This window comes from Stenotrophomonas sp. X, from assembly GCF_055721025.1.
The window spans coordinates 177,575-201,735 of the sequence record NZ_CM146756.1; the positions used below are offsets into that span (position 1 = coordinate 177,575).

Annotated in this window: 21 protein-coding genes; 14 read left to right on the plus strand and 7 right to left on the minus strand. The window is 67.8% G+C overall.

The genetic code is table 11. The features are described 5' to 3' along the window. The first annotated feature begins 214 nt into the window (after positions 1-214). The 4 genes from ACZ75I_RS00780 (at position 215) to ACZ75I_RS00795 (ending at position 3,915) form a co-directional block, all read left to right on the plus strand. Positions 215-850 (plus strand): ubiquinone biosynthesis accessory factor UbiJ, encoded by a 636-nt coding sequence (locus tag ACZ75I_RS00780; protein WP_472958576.1) that lies wholly within the window; start codon positions 215-217, stop codon positions 848-850. Continuing rightward, positions 847-2,502, plus strand: a complete 1,656-nt coding sequence (ubiB, locus tag ACZ75I_RS00785; RefSeq protein WP_061479344.1) for a ubiquinone biosynthesis regulatory protein kinase UbiB — start codon at positions 847-849, stop codon at positions 2,500-2,502. Before ACZ75I_RS00780 ends, ubiB begins: the two co-directional genes overlap by 4 nt. A 32-nt stretch (positions 2,503-2,534) precedes the next feature. After that, positions 2,535-3,086, plus strand: coding sequence for an O-methyltransferase (locus tag ACZ75I_RS00790; protein ID WP_061479392.1), 552 nt, complete (start codon positions 2,535-2,537; stop codon positions 3,084-3,086). 85 nt (positions 3,087-3,171) lie between these two features. Then, on the plus strand, positions 3,172-3,915 hold the full coding sequence (locus ACZ75I_RS00795; RefSeq protein ID WP_472958577.1) for a pseudouridine synthase: 744 nt from the start codon (positions 3,172-3,174) through the stop codon (positions 3,913-3,915). Between the two features lie 70 nt (positions 3,916-3,985). On the opposite strand, the gene ACZ75I_RS00800 is transcribed toward ACZ75I_RS00795, so the two are convergent. Beyond that, entirely contained in the window at positions 3,986-4,513 is a 528-nt protein-coding gene (locus ACZ75I_RS00800) for a DUF2059 domain-containing protein (RefSeq protein ID WP_061480255.1), read from the minus strand. Between the two features lie 133 nt (positions 4,514-4,646). Here ACZ75I_RS00800 and arfB point away from each other — a divergent pair, with 133 nt between their 5' ends. The 3 genes from arfB (at position 4,647) to dcp (ending at position 7,953) form a co-directional block, all read left to right on the plus strand. Then, positions 4,647-5,078: an alternative ribosome rescue aminoacyl-tRNA hydrolase ArfB gene (arfB, locus tag ACZ75I_RS00805; RefSeq protein ID WP_005420755.1), complete on the plus strand. Its 432-nt coding sequence runs from the start codon at positions 4,647-4,649 to the stop codon at positions 5,076-5,078. Positions 5,079-5,082: 4 nt separating this feature from the next. Beyond that, positions 5,083-5,685, plus strand: coding sequence for a lysophospholipid acyltransferase family protein (locus ACZ75I_RS00810; protein ID WP_049413619.1), 603 nt, complete (start codon positions 5,083-5,085; stop codon positions 5,683-5,685). Between the two features lie 111 nt (positions 5,686-5,796). Beyond that, positions 5,797-7,953, plus strand: coding sequence for a peptidyl-dipeptidase Dcp (gene dcp, locus ACZ75I_RS00815; RefSeq protein WP_472958578.1), 2,157 nt, complete (start codon positions 5,797-5,799; stop codon positions 7,951-7,953). A gap of 117 nt (positions 7,954-8,070) precedes the next feature. Here the strand turns inward: dcp and ACZ75I_RS00820 are convergent, their stop codons facing one another. Together ACZ75I_RS00820 and ACZ75I_RS00825 are read right to left on the minus strand one after the other, a co-directional pair. Further along, positions 8,071-8,517, minus strand: coding sequence for a 3-dehydroquinate dehydratase (locus ACZ75I_RS00820; RefSeq protein WP_004153636.1), 447 nt, complete (start codon positions 8,515-8,517; stop codon positions 8,071-8,073). A gap of 3 nt (positions 8,518-8,520) precedes the next feature. After that, positions 8,521-8,922 (minus strand): hypothetical protein, encoded by a 402-nt coding sequence (locus ACZ75I_RS00825; protein WP_019661885.1) that lies wholly within the window; start codon positions 8,920-8,922, stop codon positions 8,521-8,523. A 276-nt stretch (positions 8,923-9,198) separates the two neighbouring features. Here ACZ75I_RS00825 and lepB point away from each other — a divergent pair, with 276 nt between their 5' ends. Both lepB and ACZ75I_RS00835 read left to right on the plus strand, forming a co-directional pair. Continuing rightward, on the plus strand, positions 9,199-9,825 hold the full coding sequence (gene lepB, locus ACZ75I_RS00830) for a signal peptidase I (RefSeq protein ID WP_005420745.1): 627 nt from the start codon (positions 9,199-9,201) through the stop codon (positions 9,823-9,825). Between the two features lie 123 nt (positions 9,826-9,948). Then, on the plus strand, positions 9,949-11,205 hold the full coding sequence (locus tag ACZ75I_RS00835) for an MFS transporter (protein WP_472958579.1): 1,257 nt from the start codon (positions 9,949-9,951) through the stop codon (positions 11,203-11,205). A 94-nt stretch (positions 11,206-11,299) separates the two neighbouring features. Here the strand turns inward: ACZ75I_RS00835 and ACZ75I_RS00840 are convergent, their stop codons facing one another. Together ACZ75I_RS00840 and ACZ75I_RS00845 are read right to left on the minus strand one after the other, a co-directional pair. Next, complete coding sequence (locus ACZ75I_RS00840; RefSeq protein ID WP_235647707.1) at positions 11,300-12,208, minus strand: LysR family transcriptional regulator; 909 nt, start codon at positions 12,206-12,208, stop codon at positions 11,300-11,302. A gap of 290 nt (positions 12,209-12,498) precedes the next feature. After that, positions 12,499-13,467: a LysR family transcriptional regulator gene (locus ACZ75I_RS00845; RefSeq protein WP_061480260.1), complete on the minus strand. Its 969-nt coding sequence runs from the start codon at positions 13,465-13,467 to the stop codon at positions 12,499-12,501. Between the two features lie 110 nt (positions 13,468-13,577). On the opposite strand from ACZ75I_RS00845, the gene aceB reads away from it, so the two are divergent. The 4 genes from aceB to ACZ75I_RS00865 all read left to right on the plus strand — a co-directional run bounded on the left by aceB (position 13,578) and on the right by ACZ75I_RS00865 (position 20,529). Beyond that, positions 13,578-15,200 carry a malate synthase A gene (gene aceB / locus ACZ75I_RS00850; protein ID WP_346476318.1) on the plus strand — a complete coding sequence of 541 codons (1,623 nt, stop codon included), beginning with the start codon at positions 13,578-13,580 and terminating at the stop codon, positions 15,198-15,200. Between the two features lie 64 nt (positions 15,201-15,264). Beyond that, a complete protein-coding gene (aceA, locus tag ACZ75I_RS00855) occupies positions 15,265-16,566 on the plus strand; it encodes an isocitrate lyase (RefSeq protein ID WP_111201766.1) in 1,302 nt (433 codons plus the stop codon). Between the two features lie 416 nt (positions 16,567-16,982). Further along, the gene (locus ACZ75I_RS00860; RefSeq protein WP_061480263.1) at positions 16,983-18,023 is read left to right on the plus strand and encodes a GGDEF domain-containing protein; all 1,041 of its coding nucleotides are present in this window, start codon (positions 16,983-16,985) and stop codon (positions 18,021-18,023) included. Positions 18,024-18,036: 13 nt separating this feature from the next. Then, positions 18,037-20,529: a putative peptide modification system cyclase gene (locus ACZ75I_RS00865; RefSeq protein ID WP_258009411.1), complete on the plus strand. Its 2,493-nt coding sequence runs from the start codon at positions 18,037-18,039 to the stop codon at positions 20,527-20,529. Between the two features lie 7 nt (positions 20,530-20,536). On the opposite strand, the gene ACZ75I_RS00870 is transcribed toward ACZ75I_RS00865, so the two are convergent. Continuing rightward, the gene (locus tag ACZ75I_RS00870; RefSeq protein WP_005420725.1) at positions 20,537-20,833 is read right to left on the minus strand and encodes an NHLP-related RiPP peptide; all 297 of its coding nucleotides are present in this window, start codon (positions 20,831-20,833) and stop codon (positions 20,537-20,539) included. 138 nt (positions 20,834-20,971) lie between these two features. Here ACZ75I_RS00870 and ACZ75I_RS00875 point away from each other — a divergent pair, with 138 nt between their 5' ends. Beyond that, a complete protein-coding gene (locus ACZ75I_RS00875; RefSeq protein WP_005420721.1) occupies positions 20,972-22,138 on the plus strand; it encodes a putative peptide maturation dehydrogenase in 1,167 nt (388 codons plus the stop codon). 19 nt (positions 22,139-22,157) lie between these two features. Here the strand turns inward: ACZ75I_RS00875 and ACZ75I_RS00880 are convergent, their stop codons facing one another. After that, on the minus strand, positions 22,158-24,140 hold the full coding sequence (locus ACZ75I_RS00880; protein ID WP_180868160.1) for an acetyl-CoA carboxylase biotin carboxylase subunit: 1,983 nt from the start codon (positions 24,138-24,140) through the stop codon (positions 22,158-22,160). Positions 24,141-24,161 lie beyond the last annotated feature (21 nt).

The following is a 24,161-nucleotide window of genomic DNA, read 5'->3' on the forward strand; positions in this document are numbered from 1 at the left end:
CTGTCGAAGGCGGGGTGGGTCCGGTTGCGGGGGCGTGAGCGCCATGGATGGCGCGACCGAGCTTACATGGACGTACTTGCAGCGTCCCCCGCAACCGGACCCACCCCGCCATCCCACGGATAGCCAGCTTTTGATGTTGCCCTGGCTGTTGCATCTGCGGGTGCCGGGCGGCAGCCCGGCCCAAGCCCCCCACCCACGCAGGTAGAATGCGCCCATGGCTCTTTCCCTGCTCAAGTCCCTCAAGCCGGTCGCTGGCCGCGCCCTGCAGATCGCCCTGAACCGCGCGCTGGCGCTGGATCCGGATACCCGCCATGCCCTGGCCAGCCTCGATGGCCGGCACATCGACCTGACCCTGGAAGCGCCGTCGCTGGCGATGCGCATCAGCGTCGACGGCGACCAGCTGCGGGTCGGCCCGGTGGATGCGCAGGAAGCCGACCTGGCCGTGCGCAGCAGCCTGGCCGGCGTACTGGCGCAGCTGCCGCTGCTGGCCAACGCACGGCGCGGCGGGTCCAACAACAAGGGCCGTGTACGCGTGGCCGGTGACGCCGAACTGGCGCGGCGCCTGCAGCAGCTGGCCAAGGGCTTCGATCCTGACTGGCAGCAGCCGTTCGTCAGCGTATTCGGCGAGGTACTGGGCGTGCAGGTCGCCAACACCCTGCGCAGCGCCCTGCAGCACGCGCGCCAGGGTGCGATCGACCTGGCCCACAGCGCCGCCGAATTCATCACCGAGGAGTCGCGCGACGTGGTGCCGCGTGCCGAGCTGGATGCCTTCCATGATGATGTGGACGTGCTGCGCGATGACGTCGAGCGTCTTGGCGCGCGCGTGCAGCGCCTGCGGGGTGCCGCATGAAGGCCGTGCTGCGGGCGAGCCGCATCGGCCGGGTGATCCTGCGTTACCGCCTTGACGACCTGCTGCAGGGCACGCCGGCCGAGCGTTGGCTGCGCCTGGCCAAGCCGTTCGTGCCGCGTGCCTCGGCCGACATCGCCGCACAGTCGCGCGGTGCGCGCCTGCGCCTGGCGCTGCAGGACCTCGGCCCGATCTTCGTCAAGTTCGGCCAGATCCTGTCCACCCGCCGCGACCTGGTGCCGCCGGACGTGGCCAACGAACTGACCCTGCTGCAGGACCGGGTCAAGCCGTTCGACGGTGACACCGCGCGTCGCATTGTCGAGGAAGCGCTTGGCCTGCCGGTCAGCGAGGCGTTCGCCAGCTTCGATACCGAACCACTGGCGTCGGCTTCGATCGCGCAGGTGCATGCGGCCACGCTGGCCGATGGCCGCCAGGTGGTGGTCAAGGTGCTGCGTCCGGGCATCGAGAAGCAGATCGATGCCGACATCGCCCTGCTCAACTCGCTGGCCGCACTGGTCGAGCGTACCCATCCGCGTGCCGACAAGATCCGACCGCGCGAAGTGGTGGCCGAAGTCGAGAACACCCTGGCCGCCGAGCTGGACCTGCAGCGCGAAGGCGCCAATGCCAGCGTGCTGCGCCGCTTCTGGGAGAACAGCGACGACCTGTACGTGCCGGAAGTGATCTGGAGCCATACCGCCGAACGCGCGCTGACCCTGGAGCGCGTGTGGGGCATCCCGTCCGACGACATCGCCGCGCTCGACAAGGCGGGCATCGACCGCAAGGCACTGGCCGCCAAGGGCGTGCGGGTCTTCTACACCCAGGTGTTCCGCGACAACTTCTTCCATGCCGATGCGCACGCCGGCAACATCTGGGTCGACACCGATCCGGCCCGCCGCGCCAACCCGCGATTCATCGCGCTGGACTTCGGCATCATGGGCCAGCTGTCGCAGGAGGATCAGTACTACCTGGCCGAGAACTTCATGGCCATCTTCAACCGCGACTACCGCCGCATCGCCGAACTGCATGTGCAGGCGCGCTGGATGCCGGACAACGTGCGCATCGATGATCTGGAAGCGGCCGTGCGTTCGGTGTGCGAGCCGTACTTCACCCGTCCGCTGTCGCAGATCTCGCTGGCCGAAGTGCTGATGAAGCTGTTCCGCGTGGCGCAGCGCTACCAGCTGACCCTGCAGCCGCAGCTGATCCTGCTGCAGAAGACCCTGCTGAACATCGAAGGTGTCGGCCGCCAGCTGGATCCGCAGATCGATATCTGGGCGGTGGCCAAGCCGGTGCTGGCGAAGATCCTGCGCGAGCGCTACAGCCCACGCCGGGTCGTGCGCGAGATCGGCAAGCGGTTGCCGGAAATCATGACCCACGCGCCGGACATGCCGCGCCTCGTACACGCCTGGCTGACCCAGCAGGTGGAGGGGCGCCACGAGCTGGCGATGCGCTCGCGCGATCTGGTTGCGCTGGATGCCAGCGTGCAGCGCCTGCAGAAGCGCGCGGTCGGCGCGATCACCGGCGTCGGCCTGCTGGCCATCGCCGCGCTGATGTACGTGCTGCAGCCGCCGGGCTGGTACTGGGGCGACCTGCCGATGTGGAGCTGGGTGTCCGGTGCCGTCGGCGCGCTGGCGCTGGCGCGCGCGTGGTGGAGATAGACCCGGTGCTGCAGACGCTGAAGAACGAACTGATGCACTTCGGTGCTGAAAACGACGCGCATGAAACCGAGCGCGCTCGGCGCATGCTCAACATCACGCCGGATACCGGTGAATTCCTGTCGGTGCTGGTGCGTTTCGGCACCGCACGCCGGGTACTGGAGATCGGCACCTCCAATGGCTACTCCACGCTGTGGCTGGCCGAAGCCGCCGCCGCCATCGACGGCCACGTGACCACGCTGGAAGTCGCCGAGGACAAGGTGGCGATGGCGCGATCCACGTTCGCGCGCAGCGGCTTGGCCGCACACATCACGCTGGTGCATGGCGATGCCGGGCAGTGGTTGGCAGAGGCCGGCGAAGGCTGCATCGACCTGCTGTTCCTGGATTCGGACCGCGGGCAGTACGCCGGCTGGTGGCCGCAGCTGCGCCGCGTGCTGCGGCCAGGGGGCCTGCTGGTGGTGGACAACGCCACGTCGCACGCGGAAGAGATGAAACCCTTGTGCCTGCTGCTGGATGCCGATCCGGACTTCAGCACCAGCGTGGTGCCGGTGGGCAACGGCGAACTGCTGGCCGTGCGCAACGGCTGACCGCCGCGCCACAAACCCGGGGTCAGATCCCTTTTCCGCAGGAAAAGGGATCTGACCCCGATCAGGGCGCCCGTATAATCCCGCGGTGAGTACCGAACCTGACACCCTCGCCGCGGTCGAGACTGAAACCGCGCCCCTGCAGCTGCTGCACCTGGATGAGCGCCTGGCCGTGGTCAACAAGCCTGCCGGGCTGATGGTCCACGACAGCAAGCTGGCCCGTGGCGAAGATGATTTCCTGGCCGACCGCCTGCGTGAGCAGCTGGGGCGGCCGATCTTCCTCGTGCACCGCCTGGACCGGGCCACCAGTGGCTGCCTGCTGCTGGCCTTCGACCGCAAAACCGCCAGTTCGCTGGGCAAGGCACTGATGGGTGGCGAAGTGGCCAAGGACTACCTAACAGTCTGCCGAGGCTGGCCGGCCGAGCTGTCCTGGCGGGTGGACCATGATCTGGACGGCGGGCCGGGCAAGCCGGTGAAGAAGCCGGCGATCACCGATTTCCAGCGCCTGGCCACTGGCGAGCTGTCGGTGCCGGTGGGCGAATTCAGCAGCTCGCGCTACGCGCTGCTGCGCTGCCAGCCGCAGACCGGGCGCTTCCGGCAGATCCGCCGTCACCTCAAGCACCTCTCGCATCACATGATCGGCGATACCAGCCACGGCGATGGGCGCCATAACCGCATCTTCCGCATGCAGGGTGTGCACCGCATGCTGCTGCACGCCGAGCGCCTGCGTTTTCCGCATCCGGAGGGCGGCAACGTGGATGTCAGTGCGCCGCTGGACCGCCAGTTCCAGAAGGCACTGGACCTGTTCGGCTGGCAGGTGGACGACGCCTGATGCTGCTGCGGTAAGCCGAGCGTGGGCTCGGCTCTACAGCCAGCGGCCGGGCATGGCCCGGCGCACCCTGCTATTTCTTTTCCGGCTCGTTGACGATCGCTTCCAGGTCTTTCTGCAGGTCCGCAAACAGCGGCTGCATGCGCGCCTGGATGGCCACCATCACGTTCTGCATCAGTGCCGGGGTCTTGTCCAGCAGGCTCTGGCCTGCCGCGCTCTCGTAGAACTCGGCCATCGCCAGCACGTCTTCCTTGCTGAACGTCTTCTTGTACAGGTCCACGTACATCGGCCGCAGCTGCTGCCACGACATGGCCTGGCGCAGGGTCTGGCTGGTCCGCGCCTGGATCCGCTTCAGCTGTTCCTGCTGCTGGGCGGTGAGCTGGCGCTGTGCGGCCACCTGCTGGAACTGCTGCTGCTGCATGGCTTCGATCTGCGGCACCATGGTGTCGATCATGCTCTGCGCGCGCGAGGCCGACAGCAGGCGGTTGATGTCGCCGTCGGTCGGCGGGGCGGCCAGGGCCGGGACGCTGGCCGTGGCCAGTGCCAGCAGCAGGGCGGCGCGGCGCAGCAGGGACGGCAGGGCGGGTGCGAAGCGGGTCATGCGGGCTTCCTGCGGTACATGGGACCGCCAGCATACCTGCAGCCCAGGCGAAGGCGGCGTGTTCGGCGCCTGATCGGCGGCATACGGGGCGCGATGGCGCACTCCACCACGTGGCTGCCGCTACAATGCGCGGATGGGCAGTGGACCGGTCACCATCAGCGCGCAGCTTGAAATCCCCGACGGCGAGATCGTCGAGCGGTTCGTGCGCGCCAGTGGCGCCGGCGGCCAGAACGTCAACAAGGTGTCCACTGCGGTGGAACTGCGTTTCGACGTGGCCAATTCGCCCTCGTTGCCCGAACCGTTGCGCGCGCGGCTGTTGGCGCGGCGTGACCGGCGCATGACCGGCGAAGGCGTGCTGGTCATCGACGCGCAACGTTTCCGCACCCAGGATCGCAATCGCGAGGATGCGCGCGAGCGGCTGGCGGCCTTCATCCAGGCCGGGCTGAGCGTGCCCAAACCGCGCAAGGCCACCAAGCCGACCCTCGGGTCGAAACTGCGTCGTCTGGACGCCAAACGCGGGCGCGCGCAGATCAAGCGCGGGCGCTCATCACGTGACTGGGAGTGATTGCTTGAACAACCCGACTTCGTTGCTGCCGGCCGTGCCGCCGCAGATGCCGCAGGTCAAACCCAACGCCTTCCTGCGCTGGCTGGCGCGCTGCACCCTGCGCATGGGGGGCTGGAAGGTGACCGGCACCCTGCCTGACATCCCCAGGCTGGTCTTCATCATCGCCCCGCATTCGTCCAACTGGGACGGGCTGTGGGGCATGGCGGCGAAGATCGCGCTGGGCATGAAGGTGAAGGTGCTGGGCAAGGCGTCGCTGTTCTGGTGGCCGCTGGGCCCGTTGCTGCACCGGCTGGGCGTGATTCCGCTCGATCGCAGCTCGCCACAGGGCACGGTGGGCCAGGCGGTGGACCTGCTGCGCAACAACGAGAAGATGTGGTTCGCCATCACCCCCGAGGGCACCCGCAAGGCGGTGAAGGACTGGAAGGCCGGCTTCCTGAAGATCGCCCGGATGGCCGACGTGCCGATCCTGACTGCGTATTTCCACTATCCGGAAAAGACCATCGGCATCGGTCCGTTGTTCACCCCGAGCGGCGACGATGTGGCCGACATGGCTGCCATCCGCGAGTTCTACCGGCCCTGGATCGGCAAGACCCGCGGCACGGTCTGAGCCGGCCGCAGGACGCCGCATAGACGCCACGTCCGGCACATGCCGGGCGAGCGCGACAGGAGTAGGGTGGAGGGCTGGTATCCATACCGTCTGCCCAAGGAGCGTTTTTACATGTCGCGTACCGTAGTCCTGGCCGCCGCCATCAGCTTGGCGCTGGCGGCCTGTTCCGGCAAGGAGTCCACCCCCGTGTCCGATGCCCAGAAGACCCCGGCCCAGCAGCCGGCCGAAGCCTCCACCAATCCGCTGCTGAGTGCCAGCACGCTGCCGTTCCAGGCCCCGCCGTTCGACAAGATCAAGGACAGCGACTACCTGCCGGCGTTCGAAGAAGGCATGCGCCAGCACCTGGCCGACGTGCGCAGGATCGCCGACAGCAGCGAGCCGGCCACCTTCGACAACACCATCGTGGCGATGGAGCGCAGCGGCGAGACCCTGACCCGCGTGTCGCGCATCTTCTTCGGCCTGGTCCAGGCCGACACCAACGATGCGCGCCAGAAGATCCAGGAAGAAGTGGCGCCGAAGCTGGCCGCGCACCAGGATGAGATCAGCCTCGATCCGAAGCTGTTCGCGCGCGTGAAGTCGCTGTACGACCAGCGTGACACGCTGGAGCTGGACCCGGTTCAGAAGCGCCTGGTCGAGCACTATTACGATGGCCTGGTGCGCGCCGGTGCGCAGCTGTCCGACGCTGACAAGGCGACCCTGCGCAAGCTCAACGTGGAAGAGACCACGCTCTCCACCCAGTTCCACACCCGCCTGGTGGCCGCGACCGCCGCTGCGGCTGTTGTCGTTGACGACAAGGCCAAGCTGGCCGGCCTGGACGAGGGCGCGATCAACAATGCTGCGGCCGCCGCCAAGGACCGCAAGCTGGATGGCAAATTCCTGCTGCCGCTGCAGAACACCACCCAGCAGCCGGTGCTCGGCTCGCTGAGCGATCGCGACCAGCGTGCCGCCGTGCTGAAGGCCTCTGAAACCCGCGCCGAGCGCGGTGATGCCAACGACACCCGGCAGACCGTGCAGCGCCTGGCCCAGCTGCGTGCGCAGAAGGCCAAGCTGCTCGGCTTCGACACCTTCGCCGACTACCAGCTGGGCGACCAGATGGCCAAGACTCCGGCGGCCGCGCTCAAGCTGCTGACCGACACCGTGCCGGCCGCCACCGCCAAGGCGCGTGCCGAGGCCGCTGAGATCCAGAAGGTGATCGACGCGCAGAAGGGCGGATTCCAGGTCGCCGCTTCGGACTGGGACTTCTACGCCGAGCAGGTGCGCAAGGCCAAGTACGATCTGGACGAGTCGCAGATCAAGCCGTACTTCGAACTGGACAACGTGCTGCAGAACGGCGTCTTCTACGCCGCCACCCAGCTGTATGGCATCACCTTCAAGCCGCGCACCGACATTCCGACCTACAACCCGGACATGAAGGTGTACGAAGTGTTCGACAAGGACGGCACCTCGCTGGCGCTGTTCTACACCGACTACTTCAAGCGTGACAGCAAGTCCGGTGGCGCCTGGATGGACGTGTTCGTCGAACAGGACGGCCTGACCGGTGCCAAGCCGGTGGTCTACAACGTCTGCAACTTCACCAAGCCAGCTGCCGGCCAGCCGGCGCTGATCAGCTTCGACGACGTCACCACGATGTTCCATGAGTTCGGCCATGCGCTGCACGGCATGTTCTCGAACGTGAAGTACCCGTCGATCGCCGGCACCGCCACCTCGCGTGACTTCGTCGAGTTCCCGTCGCAGTTCAACGAGCACTGGGCACTGGACCCGAAGGTGTTCGCCAACTACGCCAAGCACTACAAGACCGGCGAGGCGATGCCGCAGGAACTGGTTGACAAGATTCTCAAGGCGCGCAGCTTCAACCAGGGCTATGCGACCACCGAGTACCTGTCGGCCGCGCTGCTCGACCTGGCCTGGCACACGCAGAAGGCCGATGCGCCGCTGCAGGATGTCGGTGCCTTTGAAGCCAGCGCGCTGAAGAAGTTCAAGGTCGACCTGCCGCAGGTGCCGCCGCGTTACCGCACCACCTACTTCGACCACATCTGGGGTGGTGGTTACTCGGCCGGTTACTACGCCTACTTCTGGGCCGAAGTGCTGGACCATGACGCCTACCAGTGGTTCACCGAACACGGCGGCCTGACGGCGGCCAACGGCCAGGAGTTCCGCGACAAGATCCTCTCGCGCGGCAACAGCGTGGAGCTGTCGACCCTGTACCGCGATTTCCGCGGCAAGGACCCGTCGGTGGAACCGCTGCTGAAGTTCCGCGGGCTGAAGTAAGAAACAGAAAGCGGCGGGGGCAACCCCGCCGTTTTTCTTTGTGTAGAGCCGAGCCCATGCTCGGCTGGCTTTTTCTGGAGACGCAGCCGAGCATGGGCTCGGCTCTACACAAGCGGATCACGTCCCCACGTGCACCCGGTTGGCCTGCTCGGCCAGGCCCAGGTGATCGAGCGCGATATCCAGCGCCAGCACATAACTCTGCGCGCCATACCCAGCAGCAATGCCCAGGCGCTGGCCGACACCGGCCGGCAGGCACGGTTCGGCCACTGCGCCGTCGTCATGCACCTCTACGTACGCGTTGTGCAGATAGGGCAGCAGCCGCTGCAGGCGCAGACTGTTGGCACACGCACCCGGATCGAGCAGCGTCACCTCGCCACGGCTGTGGTCGGCCACGCGCAGCGCATCGAGCAGTTCCTGTTCCGAACCGCAGGCGCGGATCGCCACGCTGGTGCCGGCGTCGATCGCGCGATGCACCAGCGACTTCAGGACCGGTGCCGGCAGCGGCATCGCGGTGCGGATCAGGGCGCCGGCCGCTTCCGGGCCGCGGATGATGAAGATCGACATGACTCAGCCCTCCTGCGCCAGGCGGCGGCCGACAATGGCCAGCGACAACGGGTAACCGGCCTGCTGGCTGCGCTGGTCGACCACCACGGCGGCGGGGCCGTGCTGCAGGCGCAGGCGTGCATCCAGACCAGGTTCGCTGGGCGCCTGCAACTCAATGTACTGCGCCGGCAGCCGTTCCAGCGCCGCCTGCAGCGCGCCACCTTCGGCCTGCCATTGCGCCTCGTCGGCGGCACCGACATCCAGCAGTACCCAGTCGGCCGAGCGCGCCTGCGGCTGGCACAGGCACTGGCGTACCTCGGACAGGCTGGCACAGTCACTGCAGAGCACGCGATGGCCGGCCAGCTGTGCCGGCAGTTGGGGACGCGGTGCCGACGAAGAGGCGTGGCGGATCACCAGGAGGGTCATACAACACCTTGCGGAATGCGCCGTGTGGCGCGGTGGGCACACGATGCGCGTGCTGCCCGTAAAGGTGCGATGCCCGCGGCCGGACCGGGGCGTAAAACCTGCGTAACCCTTCATGTAGAGCCGAGCCTACGCTCGGCTGCTCTGCGCCCCAGTCGGGCAACCTCGACGCTACAAAGAACAAGCCGAGCGTAGGCTCGGCTCTACAGGAGCGCGAGCGCGGGAACCTCTTGCGCCCGGATGTGGTCTGATGCAGCCACCACCCAACCGGAGCCTGTCATGGATGCTGTTGCCCGTCCCCCCTTTTCCCAACGCGCCGTGGCCTGGCTGAAGAAGGAGGCATTGCCGCTGCTGGTGATGCTCGGCCTGCTCGCCGCCGCCCGCGATACCTTGGCCAACCATTACGTGGTCCCGAGTGGTTCGATGCAGCCGACCCTGCAGCCCGGCGACCGGGTGGTGGTGGACATGCGCGCCTACGGTCTGCGTCTGCCGTTCACCAACACGGAACTGATGGCGACCGGCACCCCGCAGCGTGGCGAGGTGGCGGTCTTCGACTCACCGGCCGACGGCACCCGCCTGATCAAGCGCGTCGCGGCGGTGGCCGGTGACCATGTGCAGATGCGCGAGGGCCATCTGAGCATCAACGGGCAGCCGCTGCAGATGGCCGACCTGCAGGACGTGGAAGCCTTCGGCGAGCGACGTGCCCGCCTTGATCTGGACATGGGCGGCGGTCCGGACATCGCCGACCTGGTGGTGCCGGCCGGCAAGGTGCTGGTGCTGGGTGACCACCGCGGCAACAGCTTTGATGGCCGCTTCTTCGGCTTCGTCGACGCCGACAAGCTCTACGGCCGCGCGGTGGCGGTGTACTACCGCCGGGGCGATGGCTTCGAGTGGCAGCGCCTGTAAGCTGAATTGATACTTCTCGTATATCAATCATGACCTATCAGGTTATGGATCGACTGGATAGACGGGCCTAGTCTGAGGCCCGTTCCCTCCACGCTTGGCCGCCCCCACCGGCCCATCGATCCCATGACTGGCGAAACCGCGGCGGCCGTCGAACGCCGCCCTCCCACTGTCGATCCCAGCGCCGAGACCCGCATCCAGCAGGGCACACCGGCCTTTCGTCGCACCGCGCTGGCGCTGTTCCTGGCCGGCTTTTCCACCTTCGGCCTGCTGTACACGGTGCAGCCGCTGCTGCCTGAGTTCAGCCGTCACTTCGGCGTGTCCGCCGCCGGCAGCGCCATGTCGTTGTCGCTGACCACCGGCACGCTGGCGGTGGCAATGCTGTTGGCCGGCCTGCTGTCCGACGCGGTCGGCCGCCGCCCGTTGATGATCGTCGCGTTGCTGGCCTCGGCCATGCTGTCACTGAGCTCGGCGCTGGTGGATGACTGGACCACGCTGCTGGTATTGCGCACGCTGCTCGGCCTGGCGCTGAGCGGCGTGCCGGCGGTGGCGATGACCTACCTGGTCGAGGAAATGGACAGCCGCGCGCTGGGCCTGGCGATGGGCCTGTACATCGGCGGCAACGCCATCGGTGGCATGAGCGGACGCCTGCTGGCCGGCATCATCGCCGACCACTGGGGCTGGCGCTGGGGTATCGGCGTGGTCTCGATCATCGCCATCGCCAGTACCGTGCTGTTGTGGCTGCAGCTGCCGCCGTCGCGCCACTTCCATCCCCGTCGTGACGGCCTGCGCCAGTTGCCGTCGCGCTGGCGCCTGCTGTTCGCCGACCCGGGCCTGCCGTGGCTGTTCGCCACCTCGTTCGTGCTGATGGGCGTGTTCGTCACCCTCTACAACTACCTGGGCTACCACCTGCTGGCGCCGCCGTACCACCTCAGCCAGACCGTGGTCGGCCTGATCTTCAGCGTCTATCTGGTGGGCACCTTCAGTTCGGCGTGGATGGGCCAGCAGGCAACGCGCTACGGGCGCGGCCGCATCCTGTCGATCTCGTTCGCGTTGATCGGCGCCGGCATCACACTGCTGGCAATGCCGTGGCTGAGTGCGATGGCACTGGGCATCGCGCTGGTCACGTTCGGCTTCTTCGGTGGTCATTCGGTGGCCAGCAGCTGGGTTGGCAGCCGCGCCGGTACGATGCGCGCCGAAGCCTCGGCGATGTACCTGTTCGCCTACTACCTGGGATCCAGCGTGCTGGGCGGGGTCGGTGGCCTGGCCTATGCGGCCTGGGACTGGCGGGGGGTATGCGTGTTCGCTGCGGTGCTGACCCTGATCGGTGGTGGCATCGTCTGGGCGCTGCAGCAGCGCGCGCCGCAGCCGGTGACGGCGTGAACCAATGTGTACGGTAGTGCCGGCCGCTGGCCGGCATGCCGGCCCCTGTTGGGTTGCCGGCCAGCGGCCGGCACGACCCGGGTGGAGTGCACGCCTACCCCTCGGCGAACGCTCCGCGCAGCAGCGTGGCGAAATTGCGGATCAGCGGCGTTACCCGTTCGCGGTGCCAGGCCAGCTGCACTTCCGAATGCGCGCCAGCATCGGCCAGTGCCACGAAGTGTGATCCTTCCACGCGTATGTGATCGCATGACGACGGCAGGATCGCCGCACCCAGGCCCGCAGCGGCCAGGCTGATCAAGGTCGATGCTTCACCGGCTTCCTGCACGATGCGCGGCGTGAAGCCCGCCGCTGCGCACAACGCGATCATGTGGTCGTGGATGCCCGCGCCGGCGCTGCGGCGGAACGCTACGAACGGCTCCTGCGCGAAGTCGCGCAGCGACAGCGTGCCCTGCTTCGACAGCCTGCGCAGGGCAGGGTGGTCGGCGTGCACGATCAGCGCCAGCGGGTCGACGAACAGGCTGTGCGCCACCAGTTCCGGCGGCAGCGCGCGCTTGCGGATGATGCCCACGTCCAGTGAACCGTCGAGCAGCGCGTCGATCTGCTGCAACGTGTTCATCTCGCTCAGCTGCAGCCGCACCTGCGGGTACTGCTGACGGTAGCGCAGGATCGAACGCGGAATCTGCGGTGACAGTGGCGTGGCGCGAGTCAGACCGATATGCAGTTCACCCTGCTCACCGCGCTGTGCACGCTGCACCTCGTCCACGGCCGTTTCGACCTGCTGCACGATGGCGCGCGCACGTTCCTGCAGCAGCTCGCCCGCAGGCGTCAGCTGCACGCGGCGATGGCTGCGCACGAACAGGCGCGCGCCAATCAGTTCCTCCAGCTGGCGGATCTGCTGGCTGAGCGGCGGCTGCGACATGCCCAACCGCTCCGCCGCCTGGCCGAAGTGCAGCGTATCGGCGACGGCGAGGAAGTAGCGCAGGTGACGGAGTTCGATGGACATGGAGGCCAGTTTATTCATCGTCAGCCGGAAATGAATCAGAGATGGGATCCGATCCCGTGCCGACCAACGGTCGGCACCCACCAACAGCAGCGACCAACTGTCGAAGGCGGGGTGGGGCCGGTTGCGGGGCGTGAGCGCCATGGATGGCGCGACCGAGCTTACAGGGACGTACTTGCAGCGTCCCCCGCAACCGGACCCACCTCGCCATCCCGCCGAATGCCGCTCTTGATGTTGACGTTGATCTGGCTTCGGCGGGTGCAGGGCGGCAGCCCTGCAAACCAGAACACCCCTCACCGCTCCGAATGCCCGCTCTGGTCGTAATCGCGCGGACTGAACAACTCCGGCTGGATCAGCTCGATGAACGCCCGCGCCTGCGCCGACAACGCCTTGCCCCGGCGCACGATCACCCCGTAGCTGCGCTCGGGGAACCAGCGCTTCATCGACCGCGCCGCCAGCCGCTCGTGGTCGGCCTCGTTCAGGCACAGCGCCGGCACGATGGAAATGCCCATGCCCATCGCCACGTACTGCTTGATCACTTCCCAGCCCCCCACCTCCAGCGCCACGGTGTAGGCGATACGGTGGCGCTGGAATACCTGGTCGACCAGCCGGTAGGTGATCTGCCGCTTCGGCGGCAGCACCAGCGGATAGCGCGCAATATCCGCCAACTCCAGCTCGCCGCCCTTGGCCAGCGGATGATCGTGCGGTGCGATCAGCACCTGCTCGAAGCGGTAGGCCGGGGCGTAGGTCAGGTCGGCCGGCACATCGGTCATCGAACCGATCGCCAGGTCGGCGGCATCCTCGCGCAGCAGGTCGGTGCCGTCGGCGCTGATCGCGTTGTGCAGGGTCAGGCGCACGTCCGGATGGTGCAGGCGGAAGCGTTCGACGATCTTCGGCAGCAGGTACAGGATGGTCGAACTGTTGGCGGCGATGTTGAGCTCGCCCGCGTCCAGGCCGCGCACCTTGTCGCGGAAGCGCGCCTCCAGCCCGTCCAGGTTCTCCACCAGCGGCTGTGCCATCTCGTACAGCAGCTGGCCCTCGCGGCTGGGCACCAGGCGCCGCCCGCTGCGCTCGAACAATGGCACCCCCAGCTCCCGTTCCAACGCCTGCAACTGCAGGCTGATGGCCGGCTGGCTGACGAAAAGTGCCTCAGCCGCCCGTGAGACCGAGCCCAGGCGCACGGTCTGGCAGAACGCGCGCAGCGGCTTCAGCCGGTCGGATTTGTAGGAAAAACGCGGACTTGGCGCGGTGCGTGTGCTCATCGTGTAACGAGTATTAGCACAACTTATGTAAAACATTGCAAAAACTGTTTTGCCAAATACCGAGGCCCGGCGGCACCGTGGAGACGTTCCCCCACCGCTGGAGTCGCCTCATGTCCGCCGTCGCTTCCGCCGTTCCCACCCCCGCCACCAAGGCCACCCCCGGCATCGCCCTGGCGACCCGCGTGGCCGGCCAGGACACCGTGCTGCCGGCGCCGCTGCTGGCCCTGCTGGTGTCGCTGCACCGCGCGGTGGAACCGGGCCGGCAGGCGAGGCTGCAGGCCCGCCGTGAACGCCAGGCGTTCTTCGACCAGGGCGGCCTGCCGGACTTCCGTGAAGACACCACTGCGATCCGCAGCGGCGACTGGCGCGTTGCGCCGCTGCCGGCCGCGCTGCAGGACCGCCGCGTCGAGATCACCGGCCCGACCGACCCGAAGATGGTCATCAACGCGCTGAACTCCGGCGCCAAGGTGTTCATGGCCGACTTCGAGGATTCGACCTCGCCGACCTGGCGCAACCTGCTGGCCGGACAGCAGTCGCTGGCCGCCGCGGTGCGTGGCGACTTGGAATACACCGCCCCCAATGGCAAGCACTACACGCTGCGCCCGTACGACGAGCAGGCGGTGCTGATCGTGCGCCCGCGTGGCTGGCACCTGGACGAGAAGCACGTGCGCATCGATGGCCAGTTCATTGCCGGTGGCCTGTTCGACGCGGCGGTGTTCGCCTTCCACAACGCCCGCACCCTGCAGGCGAAGGATCGTGGCCCTTACTTCTACCTGCCCAAGCTGCAGAGCATGGAAGAGGCGGCGCTGTGGGAAACCGCGCTGTCGCACATCGAAGGGATGCTCGGCCTGCCGTACGGCCAGATCAAGGTGACCGTGCTGATCGAAACGCTGCCGGCGGTGTTCGAGATGGACGAGATCCTGCACGCACTGCGTGACCGCATCGTCGGCCTGAACTGCGGGCGCTGGGATTACATCTTCTCGTACCTGAAGACCTTCCGCCGCCACGCCGACCGCGTGCTGCCCGAACGCGGTCAGGTGACCATGACCCAGCCATTCCTGAAGGCGTATTCGGAACTGCTGATCCAGACCTGCCACCGTCGCGGTGCGCATGCGATGGGCGGCATGGCCGCGCAGATCCCGATCAACAACGATGCCGCTGCCAACGAGCAGGCGATGGCCCGCGTGCGCGCCGACAAGCTGCGTGAAGTCAGCGCCGGCCACGACGGCACCTGGGTCGCGCACCCGGCGCTGATTCCGGTGGCGATGGCGATCTTCGACGAGCACATGCCCGGTGCGAACCAGCACAGCGTGCTGCGCCAGGATGTGCGCGTCGGCCGCGACGAACTGATCGCGCGGCCGCCGGGCACCATCACCCGCGCCGGTTTCGAAGGCAACGTGGAAGTCTGCGTGCGCTACCTGGCCGCCTGGCTGGATGGCAACGGCTGTGTGCCGATCCATCACCTGATGGAGGACGCGGCCACCGCCGAGATCAGCCGCAGCCAACTGTGGCAGTGGCTGCATACGCCGGGCCAGCAGCTGGACGATGGCACCGCGATCGACCTGGCCCTGCTGGATTCCACTCTCTCGCAGCTGCCGGCACGGCTGGGCGATACCGCCGCGCTGCCCGGTGGCGCGCGCATCAGCGAGGCCATCGCCCTGCTCGGCGAACTGAGCCGCAGCGACGAACTGACCGATTTCCTGACCCTGCCGGCTTACGCGCGCATCGATTGACCGACTGCCCGCAAACCCGCCGTTTCCCTCCCCGCTGCACGCACGAACCGAACTGGAGAAAGACATGAGCAAGCTGCCCACTGCCGAACAGATCCAGCACGACTGGGATACCCACCCGCGTTGGGAAGGCATCCAGCGCAACTACAGCGCCGCCGACGTGGTGCGCCTGCGCGGCACCGTCCACATCGAGCATTCGCTGGCCCGCCTGGGCGCCGAGAAGCTGTGGGCGTCACTGCACGAGCGCGAGTTCGTCAACGCGCTGGGTGCACTGACCGGCAATCAGGCCATGCAGCAGGTCAAGGCCGGCCTGAAGGCGATCTACCTGTCCGGTTGGCAGGTGGCGGCCGACGCCAATCTGGCCGGGCAGATGTATCCGGACCAGTCGCTGTACCCGGCTGATTCGGTGCCGGCGGTGGTCAAGCGCATCAACAACACGCTGCTGCGCGCCGACCAGCTGCATCACGCCGAAGGCAAGGATGACATCGACTTCCTGCAGCCGATCGTGGCCGATGCCGAGGCCGGCTTCGGCGGCGTGCTCAACGCCTTTGAACTGATGAAGGCGATGATCGAGGCCGGCGCCGCCGGCGTGCACTTCGAGGACCAGCTGGCCTCGGTGAAGAAGTGCGGGCACATGGGCGGCAAGGTGCTGGTGCCGACCCGCGAGGCGATCGAGAAGCTCAACGCCGCACGCCTGGCCGCCGACGTGATGGGCGTGCCGACCCTGCTGGTCGCGCGCACCGATGCCGAAGCTGCGGATCTGCTGACCAGTGACATCGACGGCAACGACAAGCCGTTCACCACCGGTGAGCGCACCGTCGAAGGCTTCTACAAGACCCGCAACGGCCTGGACCAGGCGATCAGCCGTGGCCTGGCCTACGCGCCCTACGCCGACCTGGTGTGGTGCGAGACCGGCAAGCCGGACCTGGAATTCGCGCGCAAGTTCGCCGAGGCGATCCATGCGAAGTTCCCGGGCAAGCTGCTGGCCTACAACTGCTCGCCCAGCTTCAACTGGAAGAAGAACCTGGATGACGCCACGATTGCGAAGTTCCAGCGCGAACTGGGCAGCTACGGCTACAAGTTCCAGTTCATCACCCTGGCCGGATTCCATGCGCTGAACTACGGCATGTTCAACCTGGCCCACGGCTACGCACGCCGCCAGATGAGCGCGTTCGTGGAACTGCAGGAAGCCGAGTTCGAAGCGGCCGAGCGCGGTTTCACTGCGGTCAAGCACCAGCGTGAGGTCGGTACCGGCTATTTCGATGCGGTGACCCAGGCGATTCAGCAGGGCCAGTCGTCGACCACCGCGCTGACCGGCTCGACCGAGGAAGAGCAGTTCCATGGCGGGCGCAGCGAACGCGCCGCGTGATCCGGTAGTGCCGGCCGCTGGCCGGCAACCCATCGATGTTTCCGAAGCCCATGCAGTTGCCGGCCAGCGGCTGGCACTACCGGGCACCGGGTGATCAGGGTGGCCAGGGAAGGGCCAGGCAACGCCGGCCGGTCGGGGGACCTGCCGGCGTTGTTGTATCGATGCAAGGGGGCAGCGCGCAGCCAGCGTCAATCAGGCGCACCCCGGGTCCCGGCAACTTGGCCGAAACCCTGTGAAACCCGGCATCGGATTGATCCAGCAGGGGTTTTGCCCGGACACCCGTGACCAGAACGGGCCACCACCGATCTTCACATCAATCAAGATCGGCAGAAGGGTCAAAGTGAGATAGGGCGCACACTTTAAAGCGGTGCTATGCTCCGCGGCTCACCAGGGGACGCTGGCGGCGGGTGCAGGGAATGACCGGCAGGGGTGCGGCCGAGAACAGTGATGTGACGACAGGTATCGCCCGGGTGGCGATGGCCGAGATCGTGCACGCGCTGTTGTCAGATGCTGAGGTGGCATTGTTTGCCAGATTCGCCCGCGCATGCAAGCTCCGTGCCGGACAGTGGCTGTTCCAGCGTGGCCACCGCGGCGAGCGCATGTATGTGATCCTCGAAGGCCAGATCGAACTGGACTTCGGCGAGGACCTGGTGATCAAGACGCTCGGGCAGCACGAGTTCTTCGGAGAACTGGGCCTGCTGGTCGGCGACCACCTGCGCAGCGCGAGCGCGCGCGCGCTGGTCGACTGCGATGTGCTGGAACTGGGGCCGGCTGATTTCCACCGGCTGGTCGAATCCAATCCGGGCCTGGTGGCCTATTTCCTGCGCCGCACGATCATGCGCGTGCTGGCCAACGAACAGGCCCTGATCAGCCAGCTGCGCCGGCGCAACCACGATCTGGAAACCGCGCTGGACAACCTCTACATCACCACCCACCAGCTGACCCACACCCGCGAGCTGGTGCGTACCGATGAACTGACCGGCCTGCACAACCGCCGTGGCCTCACCCTGTACCTGCAGGAGTGCCGCGAGCGTGCCGAGGGGCCGCCACAGGCGCTGCTGCTGATCGACTGCGACCGCTTCAAGCAGATCAACGACCGCCACGGCCACCAGGCCGGCGACCGCGTGCTGCAGAGCATGGGCAACATCCTGCGCTCGATGGCTGGCGAACAGGATCTGGCCTGCCGGCTTGGCGGCGATGAGTTCTGCCTGATGCTGCGCCGTGGCAACCGCGAGATCGTGCAGCATGCTGCCGAGTTCATCCTCAGCGCGGTGCACGGCCTGCTCGAGCGCAGTCACGGCACGCCGCATGTAAGCCTGGTCAGCATCGGAGCCAGCCTGTTGGATGCCGACGCGGGCTGGAGTGAGTGGTATGCCAGCGCCGATCGGGCGCTGTACCGGGCCAAGCGTGATGGCGGCAACTGCCTGCGCTGGGTGGATGATCCGGACGGCCAATAGGGAGATGCAGGCGATGAATGGCGACAACGGAACGTCAGCCCCGCATAGCCCACAGCTACGCGCCCTGCTGTTCACTGATCTGTGTGATTCGCTGCAGCTGGTCGAGCGGATCGGCGACGTGGCGGCGGCGAGCCTGTTCCAGGAACACGACCGCCTGGTGCTGGTGCTGCAGCACCGCTGGAATGGCCAGCTGATCGATCGTTCGGACGGCCTGTTCATGCTGTTCGAGCGCGCCATCGATGCCCTGGGCTTCGCCCTGGACTACCAGCGTGAACTGCATGCGCTGGGCCAGCAGCGTGCGATTGAACTGCGCGCGCGTGCCGGCCTGCATGTGGGCGACGTGCTGACCTGGGAAAACAGTGCCGAGGCGGTCCGCGCCGGCGCCAAGTCGATGGAAGTGGAAGGCCTGGCCAAGCCGATGGCGGCGCGCCTGATGATGCTGGCCCGGCCCGGCCAGATCCTGTTGTCGGCGGTAGCCGAATCGCTGACCCGCCGTGCCACCGATGCGTTGGGCGAGCGCGGCACGCGCCTGTTGTGGAAGTCACACGGGCGCTGGCGCTTCAAGGGCGTGCCGGTGGTACAGGAAGTGATCGAAGTGGGCGAGATCGGCTCCGCACCGCTGCGCATGCCGCGTGCCAATGCCAAGGCCCGCCGCGACCTGCCGTTGTGGCGGCAGCCGCTGGTGCTGGCCGCCGAAGGCCTGGTGCTGGCGGTGGCGGTGCTGGGCGGCTGGCTGCTGCTGCGGCCGGAACCGGCGATCGCGTTCGCCGAGCGCGACTGGGTGGTGCTCGGTGATGTCGACAACCTCACCGGCGACCCGATCTTCGACGACTCGATGCGGCACGCGATCCGGATCGCGCTGGAGCAATCGCGCTACGTGAACGTGCTGTCGGAGGGCAAGATCCGCGAAAGCCTGGAAATGGCGCGGCTCTCGGGCGATACCCGGCTCAGCCGCGATACCGCGGCCAACGTGGCGGTGCGGGAAGGCGCGCGCGCCGTGCTGCTGCCGACGGTGCGGCAGAAGATCGGTGGCTACGAGCTGGCTATCGATGTCGCCGCACCCGGCAGCGGCCAGGTGATCCAGACGTTCACCGCCACCGTGGATCGATCCGACCAGATGGTGTTCGCGGTGGACGACGTGGTCGGGCGCCTGCGTCGCGGACTGGGCGAATCGGTGGCGAGCCTGGAACAGTCGTTGCCGCTGCCGCGGGCATCGACCCAGGACCTGCGCGCACTGCGAGCATTCGCGCTGGCGGAGAGTGCACTGGGCCAGCGTCGCTTCGAGGAGGCGCGCAACCTGTACCAGGCGGCGATCGATATCGATCCCGGTTTCGCCCTGGCCTACATGGGCGTGGCCAAACTGCATGCGCGCGTCGAGGAAGGGCGGCGTGCACGCGAAGCCATGCAGCATGCGCTGGACCTGCAGGATCGGCTGCCGCCACGCGAGCGGCTGTACCTGAAGGCCTGGATGGCCGAGCTGGAGCCGGGTGGTTGGGCGCTGGAGCAATGGCGCACGTTGGCCAAGGTCTATCCGGATTCGTTCGCGGGGCTGTCCAACACGTCCTGGTACCTGCTGCAGGCCAACCAGTTCAGCGAGGCCGAACCCTATGCGCGTGCGGCCGCAGTACCGCAGGATCCGCTGCGGCTGTATCCGCTGGTCCATCTGGTGCGGATACAGATCGCTGCCAACCAACCGCAGCTCGCTGCCGAAACGCTGGCCCAGGCGCAGGTCCTGCGCGGTCGCGATGATGCCGATGAGACCGGCGTGGATGTGCTGGTGGCGCAGGGACAGTACGCGAAGGCCGCGCAGCTGTTGCCGCAGATCCACGCCAGTGATGGCCTGCAGGAGCGGATGAAGCTGCGTGCGCAGTTGTTGCTGGCTGCTGCGCAGCGCGATTGCGCGGCCATGCAGCAGGCGATACGCGAAGATGCAGCGGCGCCGACGCTGATCGACCTGCAGGTGCAGCAGCGCCTGCAGCACGCCAGCGTGGCGGCGCTGTGCCCGAGCGCTGACCGTGCCGGGCTGCAGGCCATTGCGGCGCTGCTGCAGCCGATGCTGCAGGAGCGTGATGATCCCATGCTGCATGCCCGTGGCCTGCAATGGCTGGCACTGGTCCACCTGGCGCAGCGGCAGGGCCAGTTCGAACTGGCCAGGCGCTGGCTGGACGAGCAGCGGCCCCTGCTGCGCAGCCTGCGCAGTCCGGTCGCGGACCGCTGGCTGCGCATCGTCAGCGCCATGGACGAACTGCAGATGCAGCGGCCCGAGGCTGCCCGCACCCTGATCGAGCCGATGCTCGATGGCAGCGAGCCGGTGCAGGCGCACGTCGTGCTGCTGCTCGCGCTGCGAGCGCAGGGCAATGAAGCCGCGGTACGCCGCCAGCAGGCCTGGCTGGCCCAGCATCGCGGCCAGGCCATTGCCGAGGTCACCGCCCTGCAGGTGTGGCAACCGCTGAACGTGCATGACGTGTCCACGTGGGCATCGCCGGTCACGGCCGGCGCGCCCTGATGGCGGGTCAACCGTCGATGCGCTCGCCGACCTTGCCGGCTTCGAAGCAGAACACCACGGTCATGGCCGCCACCGACCCGGACAGGTGGGCCTGCAGCCCGTCACGCACCTGGCTCAGCTCTTCGACCGAGGCCAGGGTGCCGATCTTCATGCAGTCGTTCTCGCCAACGGCACCGTCCAGCCCGATCGAGGCCAGCGCCTTGGCAGGCGACGCGGTGAAGTGGCTGCGGAAGTCGTCATTGCCGATCAGGTGGTCCAGCAGGAGGCTGGCGTCTGCGGCGGAAAGGCGGGGATGGGTGCTCATGGGGATCGTCCGTAGGTGGAGTGTCTCGTATCGGCCGCGACAGCCTGCCATTGAGGGCCGCGCTGTGCACATCGCTAAAGTTGGCCGCGCCGCGGTCGTTGCTGCTATGCCGGTTGTGCGGCAGAAGGAAGGAAACCCATGCGCCTGCGCCGCTGCGCCAGCCTGATGTTCGAGCCCCGCGAGGCGGTCACCCTGGACCTGCGCGCGATGCTGGCCGGCCACGCCGAGATGGACAGCCAGATCAGCTGGGTGGCGCTGGCCGCGCATCTGGACCAGCCACTGCCGGTGGATGCCGAGGAGCGCCAGCTGCTGGGCGAGCTCAGCGCGCACCGCTGGAGCGAACCGCCCGCCGATGCCTCCCCGGCGATGCTGGCCCGCCTGGTCGAGCAGGGCCTGCTGCTGACCGACCCGCCGAGCGAGGTGGGGCACCAGCTGCGCGACGAGGCGCTGCGGCGCAGCCAGTGGTGGCCGCTGGCTGCACTGGCCCATCGCCATGCACGCTGGCAGGCCGTGGACAGCGTGGAGGACATGCGCCGGCAGGGGTTGGACACCGCTGCCGGCCTGCGCCAGCGCCTCGGGCCGCCGCCGCCGGTGGTGCAGCCCATGCAGGGCGACTACCAGCCGCTGCCGCGCAGCGAAGAGGCCGCGTTCGACGCACTGCTGGCGCGCCGCACCACCTGCCGCAATTTCGACCCGCAGCGCGCGCTGCCGCTGCCGTTGCTGGCCCAGGTGCTGCAACGCACGCTGATGGCGCACGCGGTGCAGAAGGTCGAGCGCGATACCGAGTTCCTGAAGAAGAACGTGCCTTCCGGTGGCGGCCTGCATCCCACCGAAGGCTTCCTGCTGGTGCAGAACGTGGAAGGACTGGCACCGGGCCTGTACCACTACCACCCGGTGCAGCACGCCGTGCTGCCGCTGCCCTCGCCACCGCCGCAGGCACTGCCGGCGCTGGCGCGGCGGATGCTGTCCGGGCAGGCGTGGTTCGCCGATGCGCCGGCGCTGCTGGTGCTGGCGCCGCGCTATGACCGCTGCTTCTGGAAGTACCGCAACCACGCCAAGGCGCATCGTGCGGTGACGCTGGATGTCGGCCACATCTCGCAGCTGCTGTACCTGTGCGCGACCGAGCGCGGCCTGGCCGCCTTCGTCACCGCAGCCATCAACGATGCCGATGTCGATCGCGCGTTCGGCTTCGATGGCATCGGCCAGAGCGCGATGGCCATCTGCGGCCTGGGCTGGCGCAGTGCCACATTGGACACGGCCGAATTCGATCCCGCTGGCCGGGTGACGGCGGGCGACGACCGCTGAGCGACCGTCGCCCCGGCGTTCACGCCGCTTCGAAGTCCACCAGCACCGCGCCGTCGTTGACCTGGTCACCGGCCTTGGCGCGGTAGCCCTTCACCGTGCCGTCGGCCGGCGCCTGCAGGGTGTGCTCCATCTTCATTGCTTCCAGCACCACCAGCGGCGTGCCGCGCTTGACCTCGGTACCGGCGGCGACCAGCGTGGCCACGATCTTCCCGGGCATCGGTGCCAGCAGGCTGCCGGCATCGGCCACGGCGTGGTCCGATTCGCTCACCGGATCATGCAGAGTGAAACGGTGCTGGCCGTCGGTGCCGAACAGGTACAGCTGGTCACCCTCGCGCAGCAGCTGCAGTGTCCAGCGGCGCCCGCCCAGCTGTACCGCCAGCCCACGCACATCGGCGGTGCCGATCACCTGCACGGGTGCCGCGTCATCGCACTGCACGCGCCAGCCATCGGCCTGCGCCCACACCTTCAGCGTGTGCCGGCATTCGCCCTGCTGCAGCGGCAGCACGCGCGGCGCGGGCGCGCCAAGGCGCCAGCCGTCCTGCGCCTGCCACGGCGAATGCGGGTCGCGCGGGTCGCTGGCTGCACCTGCAGTAGTGGCCACGGCGGCCACCGCCGCCAGCAGCCACAGCGCATCATCGCTGTCACCCACCCGGCCCAATGCGGCCTGCTCGCGCTCGATCAGCGCGGTATCCAGCTTGGCGTGGGTAAACGAATCGGTGTTCACCAGGCGGCGCAGGAAACCGGCATTGGTGGTCACGCCCACCACCTGGCAGTCGGCCAGGGCCTGGCTCATGCGGCGCAGCGCGGCGTCGCGGTCCACGTCCCAGACGATCAGCTTGGCAATCATGGGATCGTAGTACGGCGTGATGCTGTCGCCTTCCTCGACACCGGTATCCACGCGCACATGAGTCGACGGCGCCGGCAGGCGCAGGCGGCGCAGGAGGCCGGTGGACGGCAGGAAACCACGGTCGGCGTCTTCGGCATACAGCCGCGCCTCGATGGCGTGGCCGTGGATCGCCAGCTGCTCCTGGCGCAGCGGCAGCGGCTGGCCCGAGGCTACGCGCAGCTGCCACTCCACCAGGTCGGTGCCGGTGATGTACTCGGTGACCGGATGCTCGACCTGCAGGCGGGTGTTCATTTCCATGAAGTAGAAATCGCCGTCAGGGCCGGCGATGAACTCCACCGTTCCGGCACCGACGTAGCCCACCGCGCGCGCGGCATCGACCGCGGCCTTGCCCATCGCCGCACGACGTTCGGGGCTCATGCCCGGGGCGGGCGCTTCTTCCAGCACCTTCTGGTGGCGGCGCTGCACCGAGCAGTCGCGCTCGAACAGGTAGACCGCATCACCGTGGCTGTCGCCGAACACCTGGATCTCGATATGGCGCGGGCGCTCGACGTACTTCTCGACCAGCACATGGTCGTTGCCGAATGCCGAGGCGGCCTCGCGCTGGCAGCTGGCCAGTGCATCGACGAAGTCCTCGCTGCGTTCGACCTTGCGCATGCCCTTGCCACCGCCACCGGCGCTGGCCTTGATCAGTACCGGGTAGCCGATGGCATCGGCCTGCGCGCGCAGGAACGCCGGCTCCTGCTGGTCGCCGTGGTAGCCCGGCGTCAGTGGCACACCGGCCTTGGCCATCAACGCCTTGGCCGCGCTCTTGTCACCCATCGCGCGGATCGCGCTGGCCGGCGGCCCGATGAAGGTGACGCCGGCGGCGGCGCAGGCATCGGCGAAGTCGGCATTCTCGGACAGGAAGCCGTAACCGGGGTGGATCGCCTGCGCGCCGGTCAGGCGTGCGGCGTCGAGCAGGGCGTCGCCGCGCAGGTAGCTCTCACGCGCGGCGGCCGGGCCGATGTGGATGGCCTCGTCGGCCAGGCGTACGTGGCGTGCATTGCGGTCGGCATCGGAATACACCGCCACGGTGGCGATGCCGAGGCGGCGGCAGGTGGCGATGACGCGGCAGGCGATTTCGCCGCGGTTGGCGATCAGGACTTTGGTGAACATGGCAACAGGCTCGGTCATGGC

What these genes read in the sequence shown, in the direction of transcription:
- ACZ75I_RS00780 (WP_472958576.1), top strand. Translation starts at nt 215, where the DNA reads ATGGCTCTTTCCCTGCTCAAGTCCCTCAAGCCGGTCGCTGGCCGCGCC.
- ubiB (WP_061479344.1), top strand. Translation starts at nt 847, where the DNA reads ATGAAGGCCGTGCTGCGGGCGAGCCGCATCGGCCGGGTGATCCTGCGT.
- ACZ75I_RS00790 (WP_061479392.1), top strand. Translation starts at nt 2,535, where the DNA reads ATGCACTTCGGTGCTGAAAACGACGCGCATGAAACCGAGCGCGCTCGG.
- ACZ75I_RS00800 (WP_061480255.1), bottom strand. Translation starts at nt 4,513, where the DNA reads ATGACCCGCTTCGCACCCGCCCTGCCGTCCCTGCTGCGCCGCGCCGCC.
- arfB (WP_005420755.1), top strand. Translation starts at nt 4,647, where the DNA reads ATGGGCAGTGGACCGGTCACCATCAGCGCGCAGCTTGAAATCCCCGAC.
- dcp (WP_472958578.1), top strand. Translation starts at nt 5,797, where the DNA reads ATGTCGCGTACCGTAGTCCTGGCCGCCGCCATCAGCTTGGCGCTGGCG.
- ACZ75I_RS00820 (WP_004153636.1), bottom strand. Translation starts at nt 8,517, where the DNA reads ATGTCGATCTTCATCATCCGCGGCCCGGAAGCGGCCGGCGCCCTGATC.
- ACZ75I_RS00825 (WP_019661885.1), bottom strand. Translation starts at nt 8,922, where the DNA reads ATGACCCTCCTGGTGATCCGCCACGCCTCTTCGTCGGCACCGCGTCCC.
- lepB (WP_005420745.1), top strand. Translation starts at nt 9,199, where the DNA reads ATGGATGCTGTTGCCCGTCCCCCCTTTTCCCAACGCGCCGTGGCCTGG.
- ACZ75I_RS00835 (WP_472958579.1), top strand. Translation starts at nt 9,949, where the DNA reads ATGACTGGCGAAACCGCGGCGGCCGTCGAACGCCGCCCTCCCACTGTC.
- ACZ75I_RS00840 (WP_235647707.1), bottom strand. Translation starts at nt 12,208, where the DNA reads ATGTCCATCGAACTCCGTCACCTGCGCTACTTCCTCGCCGTCGCCGAT.
- ACZ75I_RS00845 (WP_061480260.1), bottom strand. Translation starts at nt 13,467, where the DNA reads ATGAGCACACGCACCGCGCCAAGTCCGCGTTTTTCCTACAAATCCGAC.
- aceB (WP_346476318.1), top strand. Translation starts at nt 13,578, where the DNA reads ATGTCCGCCGTCGCTTCCGCCGTTCCCACCCCCGCCACCAAGGCCACC.
- aceA (WP_111201766.1), top strand. Translation starts at nt 15,265, where the DNA reads ATGAGCAAGCTGCCCACTGCCGAACAGATCCAGCACGACTGGGATACC.
- ACZ75I_RS00860 (WP_061480263.1), top strand. Translation starts at nt 16,983, where the DNA reads ATGACCGGCAGGGGTGCGGCCGAGAACAGTGATGTGACGACAGGTATC.
- ACZ75I_RS00865 (WP_258009411.1), top strand. Translation starts at nt 18,037, where the DNA reads ATGAATGGCGACAACGGAACGTCAGCCCCGCATAGCCCACAGCTACGC.
- ACZ75I_RS00870 (WP_005420725.1), bottom strand. Translation starts at nt 20,833, where the DNA reads ATGAGCACCCATCCCCGCCTTTCCGCCGCAGACGCCAGCCTCCTGCTG.
- ACZ75I_RS00875 (WP_005420721.1), top strand. Translation starts at nt 20,972, where the DNA reads ATGCGCCTGCGCCGCTGCGCCAGCCTGATGTTCGAGCCCCGCGAGGCG.
- ACZ75I_RS00880 (WP_180868160.1), bottom strand. Translation starts at nt 24,140, where the DNA reads ATGTTCACCAAAGTCCTGATCGCCAACCGCGGCGAAATCGCCTGCCGC.